At 64.7% G+C, this 21,522-nt stretch carries 21 protein-coding genes; 17 read left to right on the top strand and 4 right to left on the bottom strand.

The window, feature by feature from the left end:
* The first annotated feature begins 70 nt into the window (after positions 1-70).
* From EH231_RS29570 to EH231_RS29515, 12 genes are all read left to right on the top strand, one after another.
* Complete coding sequence (locus EH231_RS29570; RefSeq protein ID WP_090423804.1) at positions 71-1,348, top strand: MCE family protein; 1,278 nt, start codon at positions 71-73, stop codon at positions 1,346-1,348.
* Positions 1,348-2,478, top strand: coding sequence for an MCE family protein (locus EH231_RS29565; protein WP_124713884.1), 1,131 nt, complete (start codon positions 1,348-1,350; stop codon positions 2,476-2,478). Before EH231_RS29570 ends, EH231_RS29565 begins: the two co-directional genes overlap by 1 nt.
* Position 2,479: 1 nt before the next feature.
* Positions 2,480-3,973: an MCE family protein gene (locus tag EH231_RS29560; RefSeq protein WP_090423806.1), complete on the top strand. Its 1,494-nt coding sequence runs from the start codon at positions 2,480-2,482 to the stop codon at positions 3,971-3,973.
* 210 nt (positions 3,974-4,183) lie between these two features.
* Positions 4,184-4,465 (top strand): helix-turn-helix domain-containing protein, encoded by a 282-nt coding sequence (locus EH231_RS29555; protein ID WP_164481073.1) that lies wholly within the window; start codon positions 4,184-4,186, stop codon positions 4,463-4,465.
* Between the two features lie 49 nt (positions 4,466-4,514).
* On the top strand, positions 4,515-5,240 hold the full coding sequence (locus EH231_RS29550; RefSeq protein ID WP_164481072.1) for an IclR family transcriptional regulator: 726 nt from the start codon (positions 4,515-4,517) through the stop codon (positions 5,238-5,240).
* A gap of 117 nt (positions 5,241-5,357) precedes the next feature.
* Positions 5,358-6,488 (top strand): acyl-CoA dehydrogenase family protein, encoded by a 1,131-nt coding sequence (locus EH231_RS29545; RefSeq protein WP_090423809.1) that lies wholly within the window; start codon positions 5,358-5,360, stop codon positions 6,486-6,488.
* A complete protein-coding gene (locus EH231_RS29540; protein ID WP_241177831.1) occupies positions 6,485-7,627 on the top strand; it encodes an acyl-CoA dehydrogenase family protein in 1,143 nt (380 codons plus the stop codon). Before EH231_RS29545 ends, EH231_RS29540 begins: the two co-directional genes overlap by 4 nt.
* A gap of 2 nt (positions 7,628-7,629) precedes the next feature.
* Positions 7,630-8,802: an acetyl-CoA hydrolase/transferase C-terminal domain-containing protein gene (locus EH231_RS29535; RefSeq protein ID WP_090423811.1), complete on the top strand. Its 1,173-nt coding sequence runs from the start codon at positions 7,630-7,632 to the stop codon at positions 8,800-8,802.
* A gap of 17 nt (positions 8,803-8,819) precedes the next feature.
* On the top strand, positions 8,820-9,728 hold the full coding sequence (locus EH231_RS29530; RefSeq protein ID WP_170856136.1) for an SDR family NAD(P)-dependent oxidoreductase: 909 nt from the start codon (positions 8,820-8,822) through the stop codon (positions 9,726-9,728).
* A gap of 20 nt (positions 9,729-9,748) precedes the next feature.
* Complete coding sequence (locus EH231_RS29525) at positions 9,749-10,900, top strand: acyl-CoA dehydrogenase family protein (protein ID WP_090424757.1); 1,152 nt, start codon at positions 9,749-9,751, stop codon at positions 10,898-10,900.
* Positions 10,897-12,006: an acyl-CoA dehydrogenase family protein gene (locus EH231_RS29520; RefSeq protein ID WP_090423812.1), complete on the top strand. Its 1,110-nt coding sequence runs from the start codon at positions 10,897-10,899 to the stop codon at positions 12,004-12,006. Before EH231_RS29525 ends, EH231_RS29520 begins: the two co-directional genes overlap by 4 nt.
* Before the next feature lie 42 nt (positions 12,007-12,048).
* Entirely contained in the window at positions 12,049-12,831 is a 783-nt protein-coding gene (locus EH231_RS29515; protein ID WP_090423813.1) for an enoyl-CoA hydratase/isomerase family protein, read from the top strand.
* Between the two features lie 86 nt (positions 12,832-12,917).
* Here EH231_RS29515 and EH231_RS29510 read toward each other — a convergent pair whose 3' ends face one another.
* The gene (locus EH231_RS29510) at positions 12,918-14,102 is read right to left on the bottom strand and encodes a CaiB/BaiF CoA transferase family protein (RefSeq protein ID WP_090423814.1); all 1,185 of its coding nucleotides are present in this window, start codon (positions 14,100-14,102) and stop codon (positions 12,918-12,920) included.
* A 215-nt stretch (positions 14,103-14,317) separates the two neighbouring features.
* Here EH231_RS29510 and EH231_RS29505 point away from each other — a divergent pair, with 215 nt between their 5' ends.
* Both EH231_RS29505 and EH231_RS29500 read left to right on the top strand, forming a co-directional pair.
* Complete coding sequence (locus EH231_RS29505) at positions 14,318-15,481, top strand: thiolase C-terminal domain-containing protein (protein WP_090423815.1); 1,164 nt, start codon at positions 14,318-14,320, stop codon at positions 15,479-15,481.
* A 5-nt stretch (positions 15,482-15,486) separates the two neighbouring features.
* Positions 15,487-15,894: a Zn-ribbon domain-containing OB-fold protein gene (locus EH231_RS29500; protein WP_090423816.1), complete on the top strand. Its 408-nt coding sequence runs from the start codon at positions 15,487-15,489 to the stop codon at positions 15,892-15,894.
* 11 nt (positions 15,895-15,905) lie between these two features.
* Here the strand turns inward: EH231_RS29500 and EH231_RS29495 are convergent, their stop codons facing one another.
* On the bottom strand, positions 15,906-16,829 hold the full coding sequence (locus tag EH231_RS29495; protein ID WP_164481071.1) for a helix-turn-helix transcriptional regulator: 924 nt from the start codon (positions 16,827-16,829) through the stop codon (positions 15,906-15,908).
* 264 nt (positions 16,830-17,093) lie between these two features.
* On the opposite strand from EH231_RS29495, the gene EH231_RS29490 reads away from it, so the two are divergent.
* Positions 17,094-17,714 (top strand): TetR/AcrR family transcriptional regulator, encoded by a 621-nt coding sequence (locus EH231_RS29490; protein WP_090423818.1) that lies wholly within the window; start codon positions 17,094-17,096, stop codon positions 17,712-17,714.
* 20 nt (positions 17,715-17,734) lie between these two features.
* On the opposite strand, the gene EH231_RS29485 is transcribed toward EH231_RS29490, so the two are convergent.
* Both EH231_RS29485 and EH231_RS29480 read right to left on the bottom strand, forming a co-directional pair.
* Positions 17,735-17,926: a ferredoxin gene (locus EH231_RS29485; protein ID WP_064934066.1), complete on the bottom strand. Its 192-nt coding sequence runs from the start codon at positions 17,924-17,926 to the stop codon at positions 17,735-17,737.
* A 68-nt stretch (positions 17,927-17,994) separates the two neighbouring features.
* On the bottom strand, positions 17,995-19,161 hold the full coding sequence (locus tag EH231_RS29480; RefSeq protein WP_124713881.1) for a thiolase family protein: 1,167 nt from the start codon (positions 19,159-19,161) through the stop codon (positions 17,995-17,997).
* A gap of 281 nt (positions 19,162-19,442) precedes the next feature.
* On the opposite strand from EH231_RS29480, the gene EH231_RS29475 reads away from it, so the two are divergent.
* Positions 19,443-20,255 carry an enoyl-CoA hydratase/isomerase family protein gene (locus tag EH231_RS29475; RefSeq protein WP_090423820.1) on the top strand — a complete coding sequence of 271 codons (813 nt, stop codon included), beginning with the start codon at positions 19,443-19,445 and terminating at the stop codon, positions 20,253-20,255.
* Between the two features lie 26 nt (positions 20,256-20,281).
* Positions 20,282-21,508: an amidohydrolase family protein gene (locus EH231_RS29470; protein ID WP_090423821.1), complete on the top strand. Its 1,227-nt coding sequence runs from the start codon at positions 20,282-20,284 to the stop codon at positions 21,506-21,508.
* Positions 21,509-21,522: the final 14 nt, after the last annotated feature.

The raw sequence follows: 21,522 nt of genomic DNA, 5'->3' as shown, positions 1-21,522 counted from the left end.
ATGGACCGGTATTCGTCCCGGCGCCCGGTGAAACGCCGACCGGCGGAGGCACGGACATCGAAGGAGGACGATGACGACATCCAGGACCGGGCGGCTCGCGGCGGTCATCGGCCTTGTGGTCATGCTCGCTTGCGGAGCTGCCGCACTGCGGTTCTGCGAGTCAGCCGGCCGCACGCACATCACCGCCTACTTCGCGAACAGCACCGGCATCTTCCCTGGTGATGACGTACGGATCCTTGGGGTACGTGTCGGTGAGATCGCGACGATCGAGGCGCAACCGGACCAGGTGCAGATCACCATGTGGGTCGATGACACCTACCGAATTCCTGCCGATGCCAAGGCGGTGATCCTGTCACCTTCGCTGATCTCGGCGCGGGCGGTGCAACTGGTCCCCGCATACACCGGTGGACCGGAGATGGTCGACGACGCCGTGATACCGATCGACCGCACCGCCGTTCCGGTCGAATGGGATGACCTGCGTGAGCAGTTGGGCAAGTTGGCCGAGGCGCTGCGGCCGACCGCGCCCGGCGGGGTGAGCACGCTCGGCGCCTACGTGAATTCAGCGGCGGACAATCTACGCGGACAAGGGGACAACATCCACGGGGCGTTGAAGAGCCTCGCAACAACAATGTCCGCACTCGGTGATCACAGCGACGACATCTTCGCGACCGCCCGGAATCTGGCGCTGGTGGTGTCGGCGCTGCAGGACAGCAAGGACGTGATGCGCGAGCTGAACCGCAACCTGGCTGCTACCACGGAGCTTCTCGACAATCAGCCACAGGAGATCGGAACGGCCATCGACGAGCTCAATGCGGTCGTCGGCGAGGTGGCCGGTTTCACCGCGGACAATCGCGAGACGATAGGGGTGACGGCCGACAAGCTGGCTTCTATCAGCCGCGCACTGCAGGAGAGCCACGACGATCTGGAGCAAACCCTGCACGTTGCCCCGACCGGATTAGCCAACTTCGTCAATATCTATCCGCCCGCCATCGGTGGATTCGCCGGGGCCTTCAGCCTCAACAACTTCGCCAATCCGATCCAATTCCTCTGTGGTGCAATACAAGCCGCTTCACGCCTGAATGCTGAGCAATCGGCCAAGCTCTGCGTCCAGTATCTGGCGCCGATCGTGAAGAACCGGCAGATGAACTTTCCGCCGGTGGGGGCGAACCCTGTCGTCGGCGCTTATGCCCGCCCGAATGAGATCACTTACAGCGAGGACTGGATGCGCCCTGATTACGTACCGCCCCCCTCCCCGCCGGCTCCGGATGCGGTCCAGCCGCAGTTGCCGGCCGAGCAAGCACCCCGGGACTTGTACGGCATGTTGGTGCCACGGGGAGCGGGCTCGTGATGAGCCGAAGCCGGTCGGCATTGTTGACGGGCCTGGTGACGACAGTGGTTCTGGCGGCCGGGTGCGGTTGGCAGGGGGCCAACTCGCTACCGCTGCCTGGTACGGAGGGCAGCGGCCCCGGGGCTTACACCGTTCAGGCCCAGCTGCCCGATGTTGGTAACATTCAACGAAATTCGCGTGTACGCGTCGGGGACGTCACCGTCGGTACGGTCACGGCGATCGAGCGTCAGGGTTGGCATGCGTTGTTGACGATGCGACTGAACGCCGATGTCGCCCTGCCGGCCAACTCGACCGTGACGATAGGCCAGACCAGTCTGCTGGGCTCGCTGCACATCGAACTGGCGCCGCCTGTCGGCGTCGACGCTGAGGGCCGCCTGCACGAGGGTTCGCTGATCCCGTTATCCGCGGGTGGCAGCTATCCCACCACCGAGCAGACACTTGCCGCGCTGTCGATGGTGCTCAACGGTGGTGGCCTCGGCCAGGTCCATGACATCACCCAGTCCTTGAGCACGGCGTTCGCCGGCCGGTCCGGCGATCTGCGCAGTCTCATCGAGCAGGTCGACGTGTTCGTCGCCAACGTCGAAGACCAGACTCAGGACATCATCGACGCAGCAGACAGCGTCAACCGGCTTGTCGCGCAGTTCGCCTCGCGTACACCGGTTCTGGATCGTGCCCTCGACACCATTCCACGAGCACTAGAGGTGCTGGCTGACCGCCGCACCGAACTGGCGCAAGCAATGGAAAAGCTCGGTCAGTTCGGTGCCCTCACCACCGATGCGGTCAGCCGCACCAAGGATGACTTGATCACGGAGCTCAGCGATCTCGGTCCCGTGCTGGAGTCCCTGGCCAATGCCGGCCCGGCGATGGTCACTTCGCTGAGCTACCTGACGACCTTCCCGTTCGTCAAGGAGAATATCGGCAATTATTTTCGCGGTGACTATGTGAACCTCACGGGGGTCTTCGACCTTACGCTCAGCCGACTCGACGCGGGCTTTCTCACCGGAACCCGATTCGAGGGCAACCTGACTGAACTGGAGATGCAGTGGGGTCGAACGATAGGGCAGATGCCGAGCCCGTACACCAGTGGGAACCCCTTGACCGCACCTTATATCGCCGATCAAGGACGTTGAGATGAGACTTAACAGACGGATCAGATTGCAGCTTGCACTGTTCACCGTGGTGTCGGTGGTGGCGGCCGTGGTGATGGGCGTCGGATTCATGGAGGTGCCCGCCCGTGTGCTCGGCATCGGCCAGTACCGGGTGACCATTGAGCTGCCCAGCACCGGCGGGCTTTACCCGTCAGGCAATGTCACCTACCGCGGCTTGGGCGTGGGGCGCGTCGCCGACGTCCGTATGACTGATACCGGCGTCGAGGCCGACCTGTCCTTGAGCTCCGATGTGCCCATCCCTGCGGACGTGACGGCCCGCGTACACAGCAGGTCGGCGATCGGCGAACAATACGTCGAACTCACCCCGCTCGCCGAGGCCCGCGGCGCCACATTGCGCGATGGCGACGTCATCGCGGCCGACCGCACCGGAATCCCCGTCGACATCAATACGATTCTCGACGAGACCAACCGGGGTTTGACAGCGATTCCTGCGGAAAACCTGCGCACCGTCATCGACGAGAGTGCGCTCGCATTCGGCGGACTGGGTCCCGACCTTGCCCGGCTGGTCCGAGCGTCCACGAAATTGGCCTCGGGAGCGAAGACGGATCTGGGAGCGCTCACCACAGTGATCGATGAATCGGCACCGGTTCTGGATACCCAGAACGACACCGCCGATGAGATCAGGTCATGGGCAGCGCGGCTGGCCGGCGTCACCGGTCAGCTGGCCGAGCGTGATGCCTCGGTGCGGAATCTCCTTCCTGACGGGGCCGCTGCGGCGGGGGAGGTCCGCCAATTGTTCGAGCGGCTGCAACCGTCCTTGCCGATCATGCTCGCCAATCTGGCTGGGATTGGCGAGCTGGCGGTCACCTACCAGGCCGGCGTACGTCAGGTCCTGGTGCTGGTACCCCAGGCCATTGCCGTCCTGGGGAGTTCGCTGGTGCCCGGTATGGGCGTCATGAGCGCCTACAAGGGGCCGTTTGTCACCTTCGATCTCAACCTCAACGTGCCACCGCCCTGCCTGACCGGGTTTCTTCCGCCCAGCCAGCAACGATCGCCGGCATTCGAGGACTATCCGGACCGCCCCGCGGGTGATCTGTATTGCCGAGTGCCGCAGGATTCTCCTTTCAATGTGCGTGGCGCGCGAAACCTCCCGTGTGTCAACAATCCAGGCAAACGCGCGCCGACGGCCAAGATGTGCAACGGCGACGAGATGTATGTCCCGCTCAATGACGGGTTCAACTGGAAGGGAGATCCTAACGCCACCACATCGGGTCAGGGGGTGCCGCAGGTCGACTCCGTCCCGCCGGCGCCTCCGGGCCCTGCGCCCCAGGTTGCGCCGGCCGCCCTTGCGCCGCCCGTGATGAACCAAATCGAGGACATACCAATAGCGTTCACGTCGTACAACCCTGATGACGGATCGTATGTAGGACCGGACGGAAACATCTACGCACTGGCCAATCTGGCGCACCAACGTCCCAATCAGACCTGGCAATCGATGCTGACCGCCGACGGGTGACCGAATCGAGCGCTGGCACAGTGTTGTTCAGTAGCACATCTCGGTCGCCGGTGATGTCTGCGCAGCGCTTCACGCGGTCGGTGACGTGGGTTCATCGGTGTTACCGGAAGTGCTAGCAACGAACTACCCATTGTCCCTGCGGTCGTCGGCTACCTAGAGTTCGTTGCGTACGGACAAACACTCACTCGGCCCAGAGCTTCGGGAGGTGCGGTGGTAGGCGAAGAGCAGACCCTGATTCGATCACTACAGCGCGGTCTGCGGATCATCAACGTGGTGGCCACGCACGGTCCGCTGCACGCAAAGCCCGTTGCCCGTCAGGTCGGGCTTTCCCTTCCGACGGCCTACCATCTGCTGCGGACGCTGGTCCACGACGGCTATCTGATCCGGTTGGATGACGGCGCGTATGTGCTGGGTGGGCGGCTGGACTGGACTGGTTTTTCCACCGCTCCGGCGGGGCCGCGGTCGTTGGCCACCGTCACCGGTGTGGGTTGAACCCGTGGACACGTCTGCTCCCACTCTGATCCAAAGCCTGCAACGGGGGATGAAACTCGTCGACGTAGTCGCTGAGCGTGGTCCACTGACTGCTAGATCTCTCAGTGATTCAACCGGAATCGTGATCGGCACTGTGTATCGCCTGGTGCGGACGCTGGTGCATGAGGAGTATCTCGCACGCACTCATGACGGTCGCTATGTGCTGGGTTCGCAATTCGCCACCGTCGCGGAACTGGAAGGTCGTGCGCGAGACTATCGACTGGTGCGCGAGGCGATGACACGCTTGGCGACCGCGACGCGATCACACGTCATGATCGGAGGCTTGCTCCACGGCGAGGTCGAAGTCTGGAGCATGGTCGAGCACCCGGCCGCCCCGAGGATCGACTGCTGGCCCGGCGTCCGCCTTCCTGGCCATGCCACCGCGGTTGGCAAGAGCATTCTGGCGCAGGCCGAGAGTGGCCAGCGAGAGGCATATCTTTCACAAAACCCGTTGCACAGATATACATGTCATACGATCAAGACCAGCTCACGGCTTGAACGCCAGCTGGTGTCGCCTGCGCTGTCGATCAGTGACCAGGAGTTTCGCTACGGGGTCACCTGTATCGCCGCGCAACTGGCCGTTGCGAGCACGCCTGCGGCGTTGGGGCTTGCCTACTCCTCGAATCGCTCGGTGCGTACTCAGGGCGAGCTGGAGAACATCCTGCTTCCTGCGGCCTCGAAGATATCAAACCTGTTGTTGCACAACAGAGTTAGTGGCCCACTGGGCGTCGTCTGACGTGCACATGGGGGTATCCTCAACACCCCTGTCTCGCCTTTCATCGCTTGGTGCCCGGCGGTATAACTGAGGCTGTTCTTCCTCTGAGAGGGCCTCCATAGCCGTGAAAGAGCTTAGATGACTACGCTTTCCGCTGACGAGCGAGCAACGCTCGCCTCTTCGGTACGTGCCGCGTGCACGCGTCTGTTACCCGAACACCGGTTGCGTGCGGTCGCCTACGAGGCACCGATGGCCGACCGTGGCTTCGACCGCGCGCTCTGGCAAGCCCTGTGTGCTCAGGTCGGTGTCGCTGCCATAGGTATCCCGGAAAGTGACCAGGATGATCACCGTCCGGCTGTAGCTCACGCCGTAATCGGTCACGAGATGGGTCGCACGCTCGCCCCAGTGCCGTTCCTTTCGTCGGCGGTCCTGGCCACGAGACTGCTCACCGCAACCGGTGGTGCCGCCGATGTGTTGGACGACATGGGCTCCGGCATGCGCACCGCGGCAGCTGGGGTGCCTGTCAGGTGCGGCCGCGTCCGCGAGGACGAATTGCCGGTAGCGGCCAACCATGGTGGAAGGTGGCGTCTTTCGGGATCGATTAGCCATGTTCTCGGCGCCGCGAGTGCACAGGACATCGTCGTTCTCGCGGAGTGCGAAGGCCAGCAACAGCTCTATCTTGTCGACCGCGATCAGCCGGGGGTCTCGGTCGCCGCGCAACCGGTGCTGGATGCGACCCGGCCGATGGCTACTGTCGACCTGGACGCTGCGGCGGCCCGCCATCTCGCTGCACATCGACCGGTCGAGGATATCGTCGAAGACAGCCTGCGGTATACCATCGCCGTGCTCACTGCCGAGCAGGTAGGCGCCGCCGAGCGGGTCCTGGAGATGGCGGTCGAATACGCCCGGGTGCGTAGGCAATTCGACCGCCCGATCGGATCGTTCCAGGTCATCAAACACCGCTGCGCGGACATGCTGGTGGAATTGGAGATGGCCCGGTCGGCGTCGCTGGCGGCGGTGGAGGCCATCGACGCAGCCGACCCAGACGCGTCGTGGCTGGTCAGCATGGCCAAGGCGGTGTGCTCGGAAACGCTGCGTGATGCCGCACATGCGAACCTGCAGATTCACGGTGGTATCGGTTTCACCTGGGAGCATGCCGCCGGGTTGTACGTCAAACGGGCCCGCACCGACGAGGTGCTGTTCGGATTGCCGACGGCGCACTGGACGGTGCTTACACAGTCAGCCGCGATGATCGGTATGGCATCGTGACCGGCGACCCCGACACCGCCTCCCCGACGGTCACTCGTGCCGAACTGCGGGCCTTCCTGGCCGACGCGCCCAAACCGGCGGCACTGCGCAATTATGGTCCCACCCCGACGGGGGCGGATGTCGGGCCGGGATCGGAATGGCATGCCTTTCTGGCCGAACACGGCTTCACCTGCCTGCACTGGCCGGTCGAGTACGGCGGACGGGACGCATCCGTGGCGTTCCAGGCGATGTTCGCCGAGGAATGCGCGTATGCCGGAGTTCCTCGACAGTTCAGCATCTTCGGGCCCGACCTGGTCGGCCCGGTGCTTATCCGTTACGGCACCGACGAACAGAAGACGCGACACCTCGAACCCATCCGTACCGGCGAGCACATCTGGTGCCAACTGTTCTCCGAGCCGGAGGCGGGCTCGGATCTGGCCTCCCTGCGTACCCGCGCCGAACCCACCGAGACGGGCTGGCGGGTCGACGGACAAAAGGTGTGGAGCTCCGGTGCCGCGGATGCTGATTTCGGAATCCTGTTGGCCAGGACTGGATCCGACAAGCATCGAGGATTGTCGATGTTCATCGTCGCGATGCGGTCCCCGGGTATCACGGTGCGTCCGCTGCGTCAGATCGACGGGGAGTCGAAGTTCAACGAGGTCTTCCTCGACGGTGTCGAACTTCAGGCGCAGGCCCTGGTTGGCCGCCCGGGCCAAGGCTGGGAGTTGGCACTGGCGATGCTCGGTCGGGAGCGGCTGACCCTGGGCACCCATGCCGTAGCGATGTTCCGCCGCCTTGACGGCCTGATTGCGGCCGCGCGCAGCCGTGGTGACCTGGACCCGGTGTTGGCTCGGTCGATGACGCGACTGTGGGCCAGAACCTGGCTGTTGCGGTACACCTGGCAGCGCGCCGTGGCCGGAGGCGACGTTACCTCGGCGGAGTTTTCGGTTCTGAAACTTGTTGCCTCTGAGACCGATCGCGACCTGTCCGACCTAGCTACCGATGTACTGGGCGTCGATGCCTGTATCGATCCCGAGCTCGACGAACTGGTGCGGCATATGCTCGTAGGGCGGGCCCAGACGATTCTCGGCGGCACCAGCGAGATTCAGCGCAACATCCTTGCCGAGCGGGTTCTGAAGCTGCCCCGGGAACCGCATTGACCATGCTGGCTCTCGCCGACGTGTTCCGGGCGCGGCTGCGTCCGGGGATGACGGTGGCCCTCGGCGATGGGGTGGGGGTAGCGGGACGACTCCCCGACGGCACCTCGGTGTGCGCGGAACTGTGCAGTGCGGCAGCCGAGATCGGGGGGATCCGACTGGTGGTCGGCTGGCTGCCCGAACCTGCGGTCGGGCTGGATGCGTCGGCCTTCGCGGAGCTGATCGTGTTGATGCCCGGTGCTGGAGCTCGGCCGCTGATGCGCAGTGAGACAACACGATTCGTTCCAGCCAGGTTCTCGGCGTGGCCCGCGTTGCTAGCCGATCGGCTTCGGCCGCAGCTGCTGGTCACCCGGCTCGTCGAACGTGCGGGTGCACTGCACTTCGGCAGTGAGGTGTCCTACCAGCGCGCATTGGTCGACGACGGGGTGTCGGTGTTGGCGGTGATAGACGAGGCCACCACGATGGCCTCGGCCGAGCCACCACTGAATCCGGACCAGGTCGAAATCATCGGCCGCAGCTGCGCCGGGCCGGTGCGTCACCACCGTGAACCCGATCCGGTTCACGAGGCGCTCGCCGACGCGGTGCTGCGGTTCATTCCGGCCGATGCCCGGATCCAGTACGGCCCTGGGCAACTGGGTACCGCGCTGTTGCGGCGCGCGAAGGTGCCGCTGCATGTGGACACTGGCCTGGTGACCGATGCGGTGGTCGAGTTGGACCGCCACGGACTGCTTCGTGGCACCCCGTCGGCGACCTATCTGACCGGAACCGAGCAGCTTTACGACTGGGCAGAGGGGCGACCGATTCTGCGCGGGGTGCAGTACACCCACGATCTGACGCGGCTTTCGCGGGGCATTCCGTTCGTGGCCGTCAACACGGCCGTCGAGATTGACCACGTGGGACAGGTCAACGTCGAGGGGCAGGGCGACAAGGTTATCGGCGGGATCGGCGGGCATCCGGACTTTTGCGCCGCCGCCCGAATGCACCCGCGAGGACTGTCAATCATTGCCACCCCCTCGATGGTGAATGGTCGCAGCCCGTTGGTACAGCAGCTCAGCCGGCCGGTCTCCACACCGGCCGGTGATGTGGACCTCATCGTGACCGAAAGCGGTCACGCAGACCTGCGCGATGCAGATTGGCCGTTGCGGCGCAGAAGGATAGCCGAGTTGTTCGGCGTCTGATCGAGAAGGGATCGGGTATGTCAGCACTGGACGGTCACGTGGTTCTGGTCACCGGAGGAGGTCGCGGTATCGGACGCGCCCACTGCCTGGAGCTCGCGGCGCGTGGCGCCGCGGTCGTGGTCAACGATCCCGGGGTGGATCGTGATGGCAGCGGTGGAGGCGTTGGCCCCGCCGAAGCCGTGGTCGCTGAGATCACCAGTGCCGGAGGAACCGCGTTGGCGCACACCGGGTCGGTCACCGATTGGGACGATGCCCGGGATATGGTCGCCCGGGCGGTATCGACGTTTGGAACGCTCACCGGCGTGGTGAACAACGCGGGGATTCTGCGCGATGAGGTGATCACCAGCGCAACGGAACAGGCCTGGGACGCGGTGGTCGATGTCCACCTGAAGGGCACTTTCGCGGTGACCAAACACGCCTGTGACTACTGGCGCTCGATGGCCAGGAGCGGACACTCAGTGGACGCCCACATCGTCAACACCGTCTCGGGTGCCGGGCTGTGGGGTAACCCCGGCCAGGCCGCCTACAGCGCGGCCAAGGCGGGTATCGGCGCGCTCACCTTGGTCACTGCGATGGAGATGCAGCGTTACGGGGTCGCGGTCAATGCAATCTCCCCGCTGGCAGTCACCCGGATGAGCGCATCGTTCTTCGGTGAGGAGCGGGCCGCGGATCCGGAACTCGATCCGGCATGCATCTCGGCCGTGGTGGCTTGGTTGCAATCGCCGCAGGCGTCGTGGCTGACCGGCCAGATACTGCGCATCGACGGTCGCAGACTGATCCGCATCGTCGGATCCACCGAGGCACCACACCACTATGTAGCGCGCAACGGCGAGCGCCTGGAATTCGACGAACTGCACCAGGCGGCGCGCTGGTTGTGGGGTACCGCGCCGCGCGGGCTCGCCGGCCCGCTGCCGGTGCGGCCGTGAGCACCGACGCCATCCGCTCGGTGAGCGGATTCTTCGCCGACCTGTCCGCCAACAGTGCCGAATTGGCGGCGATAAGAAAGGGAATCCGGGAGTTTCTGCGCGCCGATCGCGATGCGCACGGCTGGGTCCCCCAGGTCGACTCATGGTTGTCCTGCTGGGACGAAGGTTTCAGCGAACGCCTCGGTGGCGCGGGCTTCCTGGGTATCACCACACCACGTGAGTACGGCGGGATGGGACTGGGCCATCTGCACCGCTACGTGGTCACCGAGGAACTGCTGGCCCATGGCGCGCCGGTGGCCGCGCACTGGATCGCCGATCGGCAGGTCGCACCCGCACTGCTCACTTACGGCACGGAGGAACAGCGTCGCCGCATCCTGCCGCGTATCGCTGCGGGCCGTTTCTACTCGGCGATCGGTATGAGTGAGCACGGTGCCGGCTCGGATCTGGCTGCGGTCTCCACCCGTGCGACCAGAACGGAGGGCGGATGGAAGCTGTCGGGCACCAAGGTGTGGACCAGCGGAGCCCACCACTCGCACCAGATCGTGGTCCTCGCCCGCACCGGTGCGCTCGATCCTGAAAACCGGCATGCCGGCTTGAGCCAGTTCCTGGTGTCGTGCGACACGCCCGGCGTGACCATCAGTTCCATCGAGTTGATGTCCGGCGAGCATCACTTCAACGAGGTACTGCTCGACGATGTGGAGATCGCCGAGGCCGATGTACTCGGCGAGATCGGCAACGGATGGCACCAGGTCACATCCGAGTTGTCCTTCGAGCGCAGTGGGCCCGAACGCATTCTGACGACGATGCCGCTGATCTCGGGCGCGCTGGCTCGGCTGGCCGCACAAGTCGAACACGATGATGCGCTGTTGGCCGATGTCGGCCACCTGATCGCTCGCTTGACGTCGTTGCGCCAATTGTCGGTGGCGGTGGCCAGAGCATTGGTGGCCGGGCAGTCGGCTGCCAATCAGGCTGCGTTGGTGAAGGATCTGGGAACTCGATTCGAGCAGGAGTCGATCGATATCGTCGTCGATCTGCTGGATCGCTTGCCGACCGACCCGGGCCTGCAGGCAATGCTGAACACCGCGTGGCTGCATCGGCCGCTGTTCACACTGCGGGGCGGAACCAACGAGGTGCTGCGCGGTGTCGTAGCGCGGGGAATGGGATTGCGATGACGAACTTCGACTCTGTGTTGGCCAATGGTGTCTTCGACGCCACGTCCGGGACCGGTGAGTTCGATGCACTTGCCGAACTGGCCGGCGATCTCGGTAGACGCTCCTTCGATGCCCGTGTCGGGTGCCGCCGGCGGCCGGACACCTTCGATCAGCAGCTCTGGGATACGTTGGTCGCCAGCGGCCTTGACCGGTTGACCAGCGATGCGGACAACGAGGCGGGACCCGCCGAACTCGCGGTGGTGCTGTACTGGTTGGCGCGCAGCAGCGCCGCGGTTCCGGTTGCCGAGACTGACCTGCTGGCGGCTTGGCTGATGCAATGCGCCGATATCGACGTCCCGACCGGCAGACCGTTGACCGCGGGCCGGGCCGTGGGGACGGCGCTGGGGGGGTTGGTCACCGGCGTGGCGAGTGCGGTCCCATGGGCGCGTTCGGCCGCCCGTGTGGTGTTGGTCGAGGTGCGCGAGCCTGGCGCCGACGACGCGGCCTTGCACGTCGGGCTGGCCGATCCCGCCGACGCGGTGGTCACCGATGGTATGAATCTGGCCGGTGAACCGCGCGACGAGATCGCCTTCGCCATCGCCAACCAGATGTTGCGTCCAGTTGATGCGTCCGTCGTCGCTGAATACGAATGCCGTGGCGCGTGGGCCCGGTCCGTCCAGCTGATCGGCGCGCTCGATGCCGCGGCAGACTCCTCGGTGCGGCACTGTCGCGAGCGGGTGCAGTTCGGCCGGCCGTTGAGCAAGCTGCAGAGCGTCCAGCACACGCTGGCTGTCATGGCAGGTGATATTGAACGTGCCCGCGCCGCAGTGACATTGGCAGTGGCCGCCGCCACCGACTTCGGATTCGGGGATAACCGTACCGAGTACGCGGTATCGGTGGCCAGAGCGGTCCTGGGCCCGGTGGTCGGTGCAGTGACCGGGTCCGCGCATCAGCTGCACGGCGCGATCGGAACCAGCATCGAGCATTCGCTGTGGCCCTCGACGTTGCGCGCGAGGAGCTGGGTCGACGAGTTCGGCACCGTGAGCCACCACGCCCGGCACGTCGGTCGGACTGTTCTGGGTGCCGCCGATGCCTGGGCCTGTGTCACCGGCGCGAACTGGCGCTGAGCACTGGTGAGACAACCGGTTGGATGAAAGGTAGGAAATCAGATGGACCACCTCGAATTTGCAGTCGCCGACGGTGTCGGCACCCTCGTCATCAATCGACCAGAGGCGCGAAATGCATTCACCATGAGTATGATCCGAGACTGGGAGGAGATACTTCGGCATTGTCGAACTGATGACGAAGTGCGCGTGGTCGTGTTGACCGGAGCCGGTGACCGAGCCTTCTGTGCCGGAATCGACCTTGCTTGGCTCACCGACCCGCTGACCCCCCTCGAACGAAAGACAGACCTACACGCCGGGATTCAGCGAATTGCCCTGGCGGTCGAGGATCTCGGCAAGCCGATCATCGCCGCGATCAACGGGGTGGCCGTCGGTGCCGGCCTGGACATGGCGCTCATGTGTGACCTACGGGTGATGTCAAGTACCGCAAAGGTCTCTGAGGGATACGTCAAGCTCGGGCTGGCACCCGGTGGCGGGGGCGCGTACTTCCTGCCACGGCTGGTCGGTCTGGCCAATGCGCTGGAGCTGCTACTCACCGGCGAACCCGTGGATGCCGCCGAGGCGCTGCGGATCGGACTGGTGAACCGCGTGGTGCAACCGCACGAATTGTCCGACGCGACCATGACGCTGGCTCGGTCGATCGCTGCCAATCCGCCGGCGAGCGTGCGGATGATCCGACGGGTCACCAGACAGTCGGCAAGTCTGGAGCTGCGTCCGGCGTTGGACATGGTGTCTTCGCATGTCGCCGTGCTGGCTACGACCGATGATGTCGGCGAGGCCCTTTCGGCGATGACACAGCGGCGGACGGGTAGTTTCACCGGCCGATGAACTGACCCGCTCGCGGCTGACTACCCGGCAGGGCCGAACACCATTGGTGTTCGGCCCTGCTCTGCATGGCTGGCGGCGACATTTGATCAGGGTGTTCCGTTCTTCCAGCACGGATCGCTGAGCACCTCATCGCGGCTGGCGTCGAGTTCTTCGCCGGTCCACCGGATGGACCCAGGGGTTCGGCTGAACCGGGGAACCACCGCGGGCATCCGCATCGGGCCGTACACCGGGTCCTGCACCGTTTCGATGGCGCCCCGCGCCTGATAATGGGCATCGGAGAAAATATCGGCGGCGTCGTACTCGACACAGTAGGCGACATCGCTGTCATCGCAGATGCCGATCAGTTCTGCGGTGGTGTGACTGTTCACCCAGGAAGCCAGGATCGCGTCGAGCTCTTCCCGGTTGGCGACCCGCAGCGAGTTCGATGTGAACCGGTCGTCGGCGGCCAACTCCGCGCCACCGACGGTCTGCAGCAATCTCTCCGCCACCGGCTGTGTGCTGGCGGTCAGGGAGAACCACTTTCCATCAGCGGTCTTCCAGGTACCGACCGGTGCCACATAGGTGTTGGAGGTACCCTCGCGGCCGATCACCCTGCCCTCTTGATCGAATGTGGCAGTCATCAGTTCCATGAGGCGGAAGCACGCCTCGTACAAGGCCAAGTCGATCTCTTGACCTTCACCGGACTGCTCTCGTTCCAGACAAGCTGCCAGCACGGCGGCAGTCCCGGTGAGGGCGCCGAAGTAGTCGCCGACCGGGATGCCGGGGTGGACGGGCGGCCGGTCGGCAAACCCGTTCACCGAGGAGAATCCACTGAAGGACTGGGCAATCCGCCCGAACGCCCGACTCGTGCGGTTCGGCCCGGTCTGGCCGAAGCCGCTGACGCGCAGCATGATCAGCCTCCGGTTGATCGAACGCAGTGTCGGATAGTCCAGCCCCCAGCGTTCCATGGTGCCGGGAGTGAAGTTCTCGATGAAGATGTCGGCCGAGCGCACCAGCGTCAACAGCACATCGCGGTCGTTCTGCTCATGCAGGTCCAGGGCGATGGAACGTTTTCCGCGGCCGTTGATCTTCCACCACAGCGGTGCGCCGGAGTGTGACCCGAGTTTGCGGATCGGGTCACCTACTCGAGGTTGTTCGATCTTGACGACATCGGCTCCCCAATCCGCCAGATAGGTGCCGATCATCGGGCCCGCGACGAGCTGGCCCACATCGAGCACTTTCAGTCCCAGTAGCGGACCGCGTGCCTCGGTTCGGTGGTTCTGCGTCGTCATCGTATCTCTTTCGCCGTGAGTATCATTGGGATGGACCACATTCGAAGGCAACCATCATTCCGTCAGCAGGTTAACCGCGGTTACCGACGGCGAAAATGGTTGCGATGACACCATGGTCAGGACACAGCGCGCAATGGTTGCAGCCAGCGTATGGGCATTGGTGATAGTGCGCGGTCCACCACGTCGCGGCCCATAGATTCCGATAGATTCGGCTTGTGGACAACCCTTTTCGGGACGCGGCCGCAATCGTCGGTGTCGGGCGTACGCAATACTCCAAGCGCTCGGGCGTCTCCACGCTCACCCTCGCGGTGCAGGCCATCAGCGCCGCGCTCGCGGATGCCGGCCTGACGGCACGTGACGTCGACGGGGTAGCGTGTCACCGTATCGCCGACTCGGCGGACCCAGCACTGGTTGCTCAGGTGCTGGGCATCGCTGATGTGAGGTTTATCCGAGATGTATTCGGGGGCGGTAGTTCGTGTATCGCACCGCTGGCTGCGGCGGCCAGCGCGGTGGCCACTGGGCAAGCCCGTTGCGTGGTGGTGTGGCGGGCGCTGAACGCGCGTTCGGGTCCGCGTATGTCGGGTGCGGCGGCCATGACCGGAATGTCCTCTGATGCGCAGTACTGGCTGCCCTACCAACACGCTTCCGCGCCCGCGCAATTCGCCATGTTCACCCGCGCCTACATGCACCGGTACGGGCTCACCGAGGAGGATCTCGGCATGGTGGCGATCAACCAGCGCGACAATGCAGTTCGCAATCCGGCGGCGATGATGCGGCAACCGCTCAGCATGGACGAGTATCTCGGTTCGCGGTGGATCTACGAACCGCTGAGGCTATTCGACTGCTGTATCGAATCCGATGCTGCTGTCGCGATGGTCGTGACGTCCCCGGCTCGCAGTCGGGATACCCGGCGTCGTCCGGTGACCATCTGCGCCACCGCATCGGGTGGGGGCAGTCAGTTGGCGTCCAACCACCGTTCGGATATCACCGTGTCGGGGGCGACGCGGATGGCACCACGGCTGTACGAGGCGGCTGGGATGAGCCCCGAGGACATCGATGTGGCCGAGTTCTACGACGCGTTCTCCTCACTGGTGCCTTTGCAGTTGGAGGCATACGGGTTTTGTGAACCCGGTGCGGCGGCATCGATGATCGCGGAGGGGGAGACGAGGATCGGGGGTCGGCTTCCGGTCAACACCCATGGTGGTCATCTGTCCGAGGCATACGTGCACGGTCTCAACCATGTCGTCGAGGCGGTACGGCAGCTGCGCCATGAATGCGGTGACCGGCAGGTCGCCGGTGCCGAGGTGGCGCTGTCGACCGCTCAACCGGGGATCAACAGTGGTATCACCGGTGCAGTCATCCTGAAGCGGGGAGGGTAGCCATTATGACCAATCATCCTCTGGCCGATGCTGATTCGGCACCGTGGTGGGATGCGTTGGAGCGGGGCGAGCTACTTGTCCAGGATTGCGCACGCTGTCGGCGGCTTCGTTGGCCAGCCCGTGCGGTGTGCGGTGACTGCAGTTCACTGGAGTGGAACTGGGTTGCGGCGAGCGGTCGTGGCACCATTGCGTCGTGGACCGTCGGTCACCGGCCCGGCGCTGAGTCGGCGCCCTCGGTCGTCGTCATGGTCCGGCTCGAAGAACAGGACGATCTGCTGGTGCCCGGGTACATCGACGGACCGGCCGATGGCCGCGGTCTGCGGATCGGGCAGTCCGTCGACGTCGGATTCGACGATGTCGAGTTCGGGTCCCAGGGCTGGCGGGTGGCGGTCCTGCGCTGGCGCCGGCGGTAGCGCCGCCGATGTCAGCCGGCGAGCAGGGCCTGCATGCGTTCCCGCGATTCGGTGTCGGCGAGCATGTGCACCATCAACAACATGTTCGGATGCTCCAGCGGGCGCAGCTGCATCAGCCGGGCACGCACATGACCGACATGGGGGTGGTCGATCGTCTCGACATGGTCTGCGGCACCCTGAACTTCGTGGCGTTCCCAGATGTCATGAAAGAAGCTGCTTTCGGCGGTCAGCGTGTCGACCACGCTGGCGAAGTGCGGATCACCGGGGTACTTGGCAGCTTCGGCGCGGAAGCGGCCGGCGGCGCGACGCGTCTCCAGTTCCCAATCCACGAGGCGGTCGCGCATCTCCGGAAACATGACCTGGATCCACAAACCGTTGCGGTGTTCCGGGGCCAAGGTCGCGGGGTCGACGAACAGCTGAGCATAGGAGCGGTTCCAGGTCACCAGGTCGGAGGCCGGGAGCATCAGGTGCGCCGGGTTGGGCAGCAGATTGTCGACAAGGGCCTTCATACTCGAACCTATATCGCGCGCGTCGGTATAGGTGGTGCGCGGTGTGACTCCCGCGAGTCGGCGCAGATAGCTGTGCCCGCTGTCATCGAGTTGCAGTGCGCGAGCCAAGGCTTCGATGACCTGCGGGGTGGTGTGGATATCTCGTGCCTGCTCCAGCCACGTGTACCAGGTGACACTCACCGCTGCGGTGTCGGCGACCTCGTGCCGGCGCAGTCCCTTCACGCGTCGGCGTCCGCGTCGCGGAATCCCGATGTCCTCTGGCTGCAGCGACTCCCGCCGGGCTCGCAGGAACGCGGCCAGCGAGTTGCGCCTGGCCTGGTCCTCCGTGGTCCGGCTGCGGCCGACCGCGGTGACCAGTTGCGGCGCCCCTGGATCGGTGCCGAGGGCCGGTGCGTGACCGGGAAGAGTCAGGGTGCGGTCGTCCATGAGGCAGTCTCCTCGTCGCGGGGGGCTGGGTCCGTCCGAGGGGGTCGGACGGTGAGGGGGTCGCGAACAGGGCCGCGCTGAAAGGCGCGATGGTGTCGAGGAACTGACGGCACCGGGCGTACGCCGCGGGGCCTGCAAGATGACCGATCCGGTTGCATCCATATTTTGTGTTGCACCTGGAACACCATTGTTCACAGATTCGAAACTACACTACACCGACTAGTTTAGTTTGATATTCGTCACACTTTGGAGTTGATTCAGCACATGACCACCGGGACCACGGGTTCGAGCCGTCGCGGCCGCTCGGAGATCAAGCGTCGTGCGATTCTCGACGCTGCTCAGGAGCTGTTTCTCACCGCGGGGTTCAAGTCGACCAGCGTTGACGCGATCGCGGCCCGCGCCGATGTGTCCAAGCGGACTGTCTATGACCACTTCGGGGACAAGGAGACCATACTGTCCACGGTGGTGGAACGGCTGGCGGACGGCGTGCTGGTGACGGTGGCGGCCGCGCTCGCCGACGAGCTACCGACAGGATGCGAACTGCGCGATGGGCTGCTGGCGTTCGTGCGGCGGATCGCGGTGGAGGCGCTGCCCTCCACCGACTACCTCAAATACCGCAATCTGCTGAGCGCCGCCTCCGGCGGCAGTCCCGTACTCGGACTGGACCACAGTAAGCCGATGGCGCTGTTCACCGAGCGGATGGCGCAGTTCGTCCAGGAAGGGGCGATCCGCACCGATTCCCCGCTCCGGGCCGCCGAGCACTTCATCGCACTCACGGTCCTGCTCGTGCAGGACACCGTCGACGCATCGGCCGCATCTGCCGGAGATGTCATCGACTCGATTCTCGTCGACGGTGTTGATGCCTTTATTCGGGCCTACACGTGAGCGTGAGCCATCACCATCGATCAGTCATCGATGGTGATGGCTCGCTTCGGGCACGCATTGATCGCCTCATAAACCTCGGCGCGCATGGTTTCCGGCGGGTTGTCGTCGAGGACATACAGCAGTTCGTCCTCGCGCACCTCGAAAATCTCCGGTGCCGCGAAGCAGCACAAGGCGTTGGACTCACACAGATCGTAGTTCACCGAAATCCTCATGGCTGCAATCGTGCCGAAATCGGCTCTGCGCAGCGAGAGCGAGGCGATGAGAGCACCGAAAGCACCACTTACGCGAGTTCGACGATGGTGGCGTTGGCCGTCCCGCCGCCCTCGCACATCGTCTGGAGCCCGTATCGAATTCCTTTGTCGCGCATGTGATGAATCATCCTCGTCATCAGCACAGTGCCAGATGCCCCGAGCGGATGGCCCACTGCGATGGCGCCTCCGAGCGGGTTCAGGCGTTCTTCGGGTACGTCGAAGTTCTGCTGCCAGGCCAGTGGTACGCAGGCAAACGCCTCGTTGACCTCGAACACGCCGATATCGGAGATGCTCAATCCCGTTTTGCGCAAAAGCTTTTCGGTTGCGGGGATCGGTCCGGTCAGCATCTGTACGGGGTCTGAACCGGCCACGACGCCGGTGTGGTAGCGGGCGATGGGTGTCAGCCCGAGTTCACGGGCCTTGGTGGCGCTACAGATCAGCGTGGCCGATGCGCCGTCGGAGATCTGTGAAGAATTGCCCGCGTGGATGACACCGTCGGCCTGGAACGCCGGTTTCAGGCTGGCCAGGGTTTCGGGACTGGTGCCACGGCGCAGCCCCTCGTCGGCCGAGAAGTCCGGCTTGTCCGGCAGCGGGGCCAGTTGGGTGTCGAACGCCCCGGCGTCGATCGCCGAGGCCGCCAGCTCGTGCGAACGGGCCGAGAACTCGTCGAGGCGCCTACGGGTCAGCGCCCAGCGCTGCGCGATCAACTCCGCGCCCACTCCCTGATTGAAATCCTCGTTCGGGAAGCCCCCGTCGCGTAACTCGGTCTGATACCGCTGCCGTGCGCGTGGGCCGAACGGCCGGCCGAGATCGCGCCCGGCACCCAGCGGCACCCGGCTCATCGACTCCACGCCGCCGGCCACCACCATGTCGTAATGCCCCGAGCGGACCAGGGCGGCAGCGAAATCGAACGTCGATTGGCTGGAACCGCAAGCCCGGTTGACGGTCATCGCGGCGACGCCCTCCGGCCAACCGGCGGCCAAGACCGAGTAGCGACCGATCTGGGCGGCCTGATCGCCCACCTGGTTCACGCAGCCCCACAGCACATCATCGACCATCGCCGGGTCGATACCGGTGCGTTGGGCCAGCGCGCACAAGACGTGGGCTGACAGATCGGCGGGGTGCATATCGGCGAGGGACCCGTTGCGTTTGCCGATGGGTGTACGTACCGCATCGATGATCACGGCCTCGTGCATGTGTCCTCCAAATTGAGTTGTGACGCGACGGATCCCGATGCCGGTCCGGCGGTCGGCGACGCCATTGTCGCGATCCGCCAATATCGTTGTGGTACGGCATCTCTGGGTGCGGCACCGATGTGCGTGGCGATGCTACTCGGGGGGCCGTCGGTCAGTGTGGTGCCGAGACTGCCAGGCCGTGCCACCGACGACGCAGCGTGGCAGTGCTGCTAATGGCATGGTCGCAATCTGTTCCGTGCGGTCCGGTGCTGGAAATACTGAACGGGACTGACGGAGGTTATATGGACGACAACAATCGCGATTCGGGTGTTCTTCTGGTGGAAGGCACCGGCAGTGTCCGGACGGTAACGATGAACCGGCCGGATTGGATGAACGCGGTCAACGAGGAGTTGCATTCGGAACTGGCGGATGTCTGGGCCGGACTGCGCGATGACGACGAGGTGGGCGCGGTCGTGCTGACGGGAGCCGGTAGGGGTTTCTCGGCCGGCGGCGACATGGATTTCCTCAACCGCGTCTCCAACGATCCGGACTTTCGCTACCGGACCATGGCCGAGGCACGCCGCATCGTCACCGAACTGATCGCCTTCCCCAAACCCGTCATCGCCGCCGTCAACGGTCCGGCCGTCGGCCTGGGTTGCAGCCTTGCGGTGCTGTCCGATGTGGTGTTCATGAGCGAGCGGGCGTTCATGGCGGACCCGCACGTGACTCTCGGGCTCGTGGCCGCCGACGGCGGTGCGCTGGCCTGGCCGTTGGTGATGAGCATGTTGCGTGCCAAGGAGTATCTGCTCACCGGCGACCGCATCGACGCCGCCACGGCTGAGCGCCTGGGGATGGCGAACCACGTCGTGCCCGCCGAGGAGGTGCTGCCCAGTGCACATGCCCTGGCCCGAAGGCTGGCCGACCAACCGAAACAGGCGCTGCGGGACACCAAGCGCGCGCTCAACATGCACGTGACCGCCGCTGTCGGCAACGTGATCGACTTCGCGTTCGCAGCGGAAGCCGAGACGTTTGCCCTGCCGACATTCCGCGAACAACTGGACAGCTACACCACCGAGCGAAACATCGGTAACTCAAGGGCCGCCGCGTCGTCGTGACGCGACCAACAATCGAAGGAGAGAAGATGACGGACATTTCATTGGACTGGCTGGTCTCCGTCGACGACCACGTTCTGGAGCCGCCGCACGTCTGGCAGGAACGGCTTCCGGCGAAGTTCAAGGAGGCCGGCCCGCACATAGTGAATGACGCTGACGGCGAAGCGTGGGTCTTTGAAGGCAAGCGCAAGCCCACCACCGGACTCTCCGCTGCGGCCGGGAAGAAGCGCGAGGACTTCAGTCCGTTGCCCATTACCTACGCCGATATGCGGCCAGGGTGCTACGAGCCGAACGCGCGAATCGAGGACATGAACCGCGCCGGTGTGCTTGCCTCGCTGTCATTTCCGTCATTCCCGCGGTTCTGTGGACAGGAGTTCACCGAGGCCGAGGACCGTGAGCTCGGGCTGCTGTGCGTGCAGGCCTACAACGACTGGATGATCGAGGAGTGGTGCGGGGCAGCTCCGGACCGGCTGATTCCGATGGTGATCCTGCCCCTGTGGGATCCTGCCTTGGCCGCCAAGGAAATCGAACGCACCGCAGCGATGGGTGCAAAGGCGATCGCCTTCAGCGAGAATGCCTATGAGCTCGGGTTGCCGTCCATTCATGATCGCAGCGGGTACTGGGAACCGATGATCGCCGCCGCCAATGACACCGGGATGCCGCTCTGCATGCACCTGGGCTCGTCGTCGCGGCTGCCCTCGACATCTCCTGATATGCCCATGCTGGGCGTGATCGCGCTCTCCCCGGTGGCGAGTACCGCTGCGGCCTGCATCGACTGGCTGTTCAGCCCCTGGCTGCCGAAGTATGAGAATCTCAAGTTGTGCCTGTCCGAGGGCGGGATCGGCTGGATTCCCTACGTGATCGAGCGGTGCGACCACGTGGTGGAGGTTCAGCGTGGCTGGGCGGCCAAGGACGGTTTCAGTGCGGATGACTATCTCAAGGGCTGGGGCGGCGACGAGAGCAACTCCGGTGGACTGGATCTCTCGGCCATGCCCTCGGAGCTGTTCCGCAAGCACATCTTCGGCTGCTTCATCGAGGATTCGTTCGGGGTGGCGTCCATCGAGAAGATCGGTGTCGACAACGTGATGATCGAGACGGACTACCCGCATACCGATTCAACGTGGCCCAACTGCATCGAGGTAGCGCACAAGGAGCTGGCGGGGCTCTCCGATGAGGTGAAGCGAAAGGTCATGCAGACCAACGCATCGCGGGTGTTCAACTTCGCACTGCCCGAGCCTCCCGCGACCCGGCAGTGACCGCGGGCCACCCC

Origin of the sequence: Mycolicibacterium nivoides (assembly GCF_003855255.1) — a bacterium.
GTDB lineage: Bacteria > Actinomycetota > Actinomycetes > Mycobacteriales > Mycobacteriaceae > Mycobacterium > Mycobacterium nivoides.
This window is presented reverse-complemented; position numbering and strand designations above follow the sequence as displayed.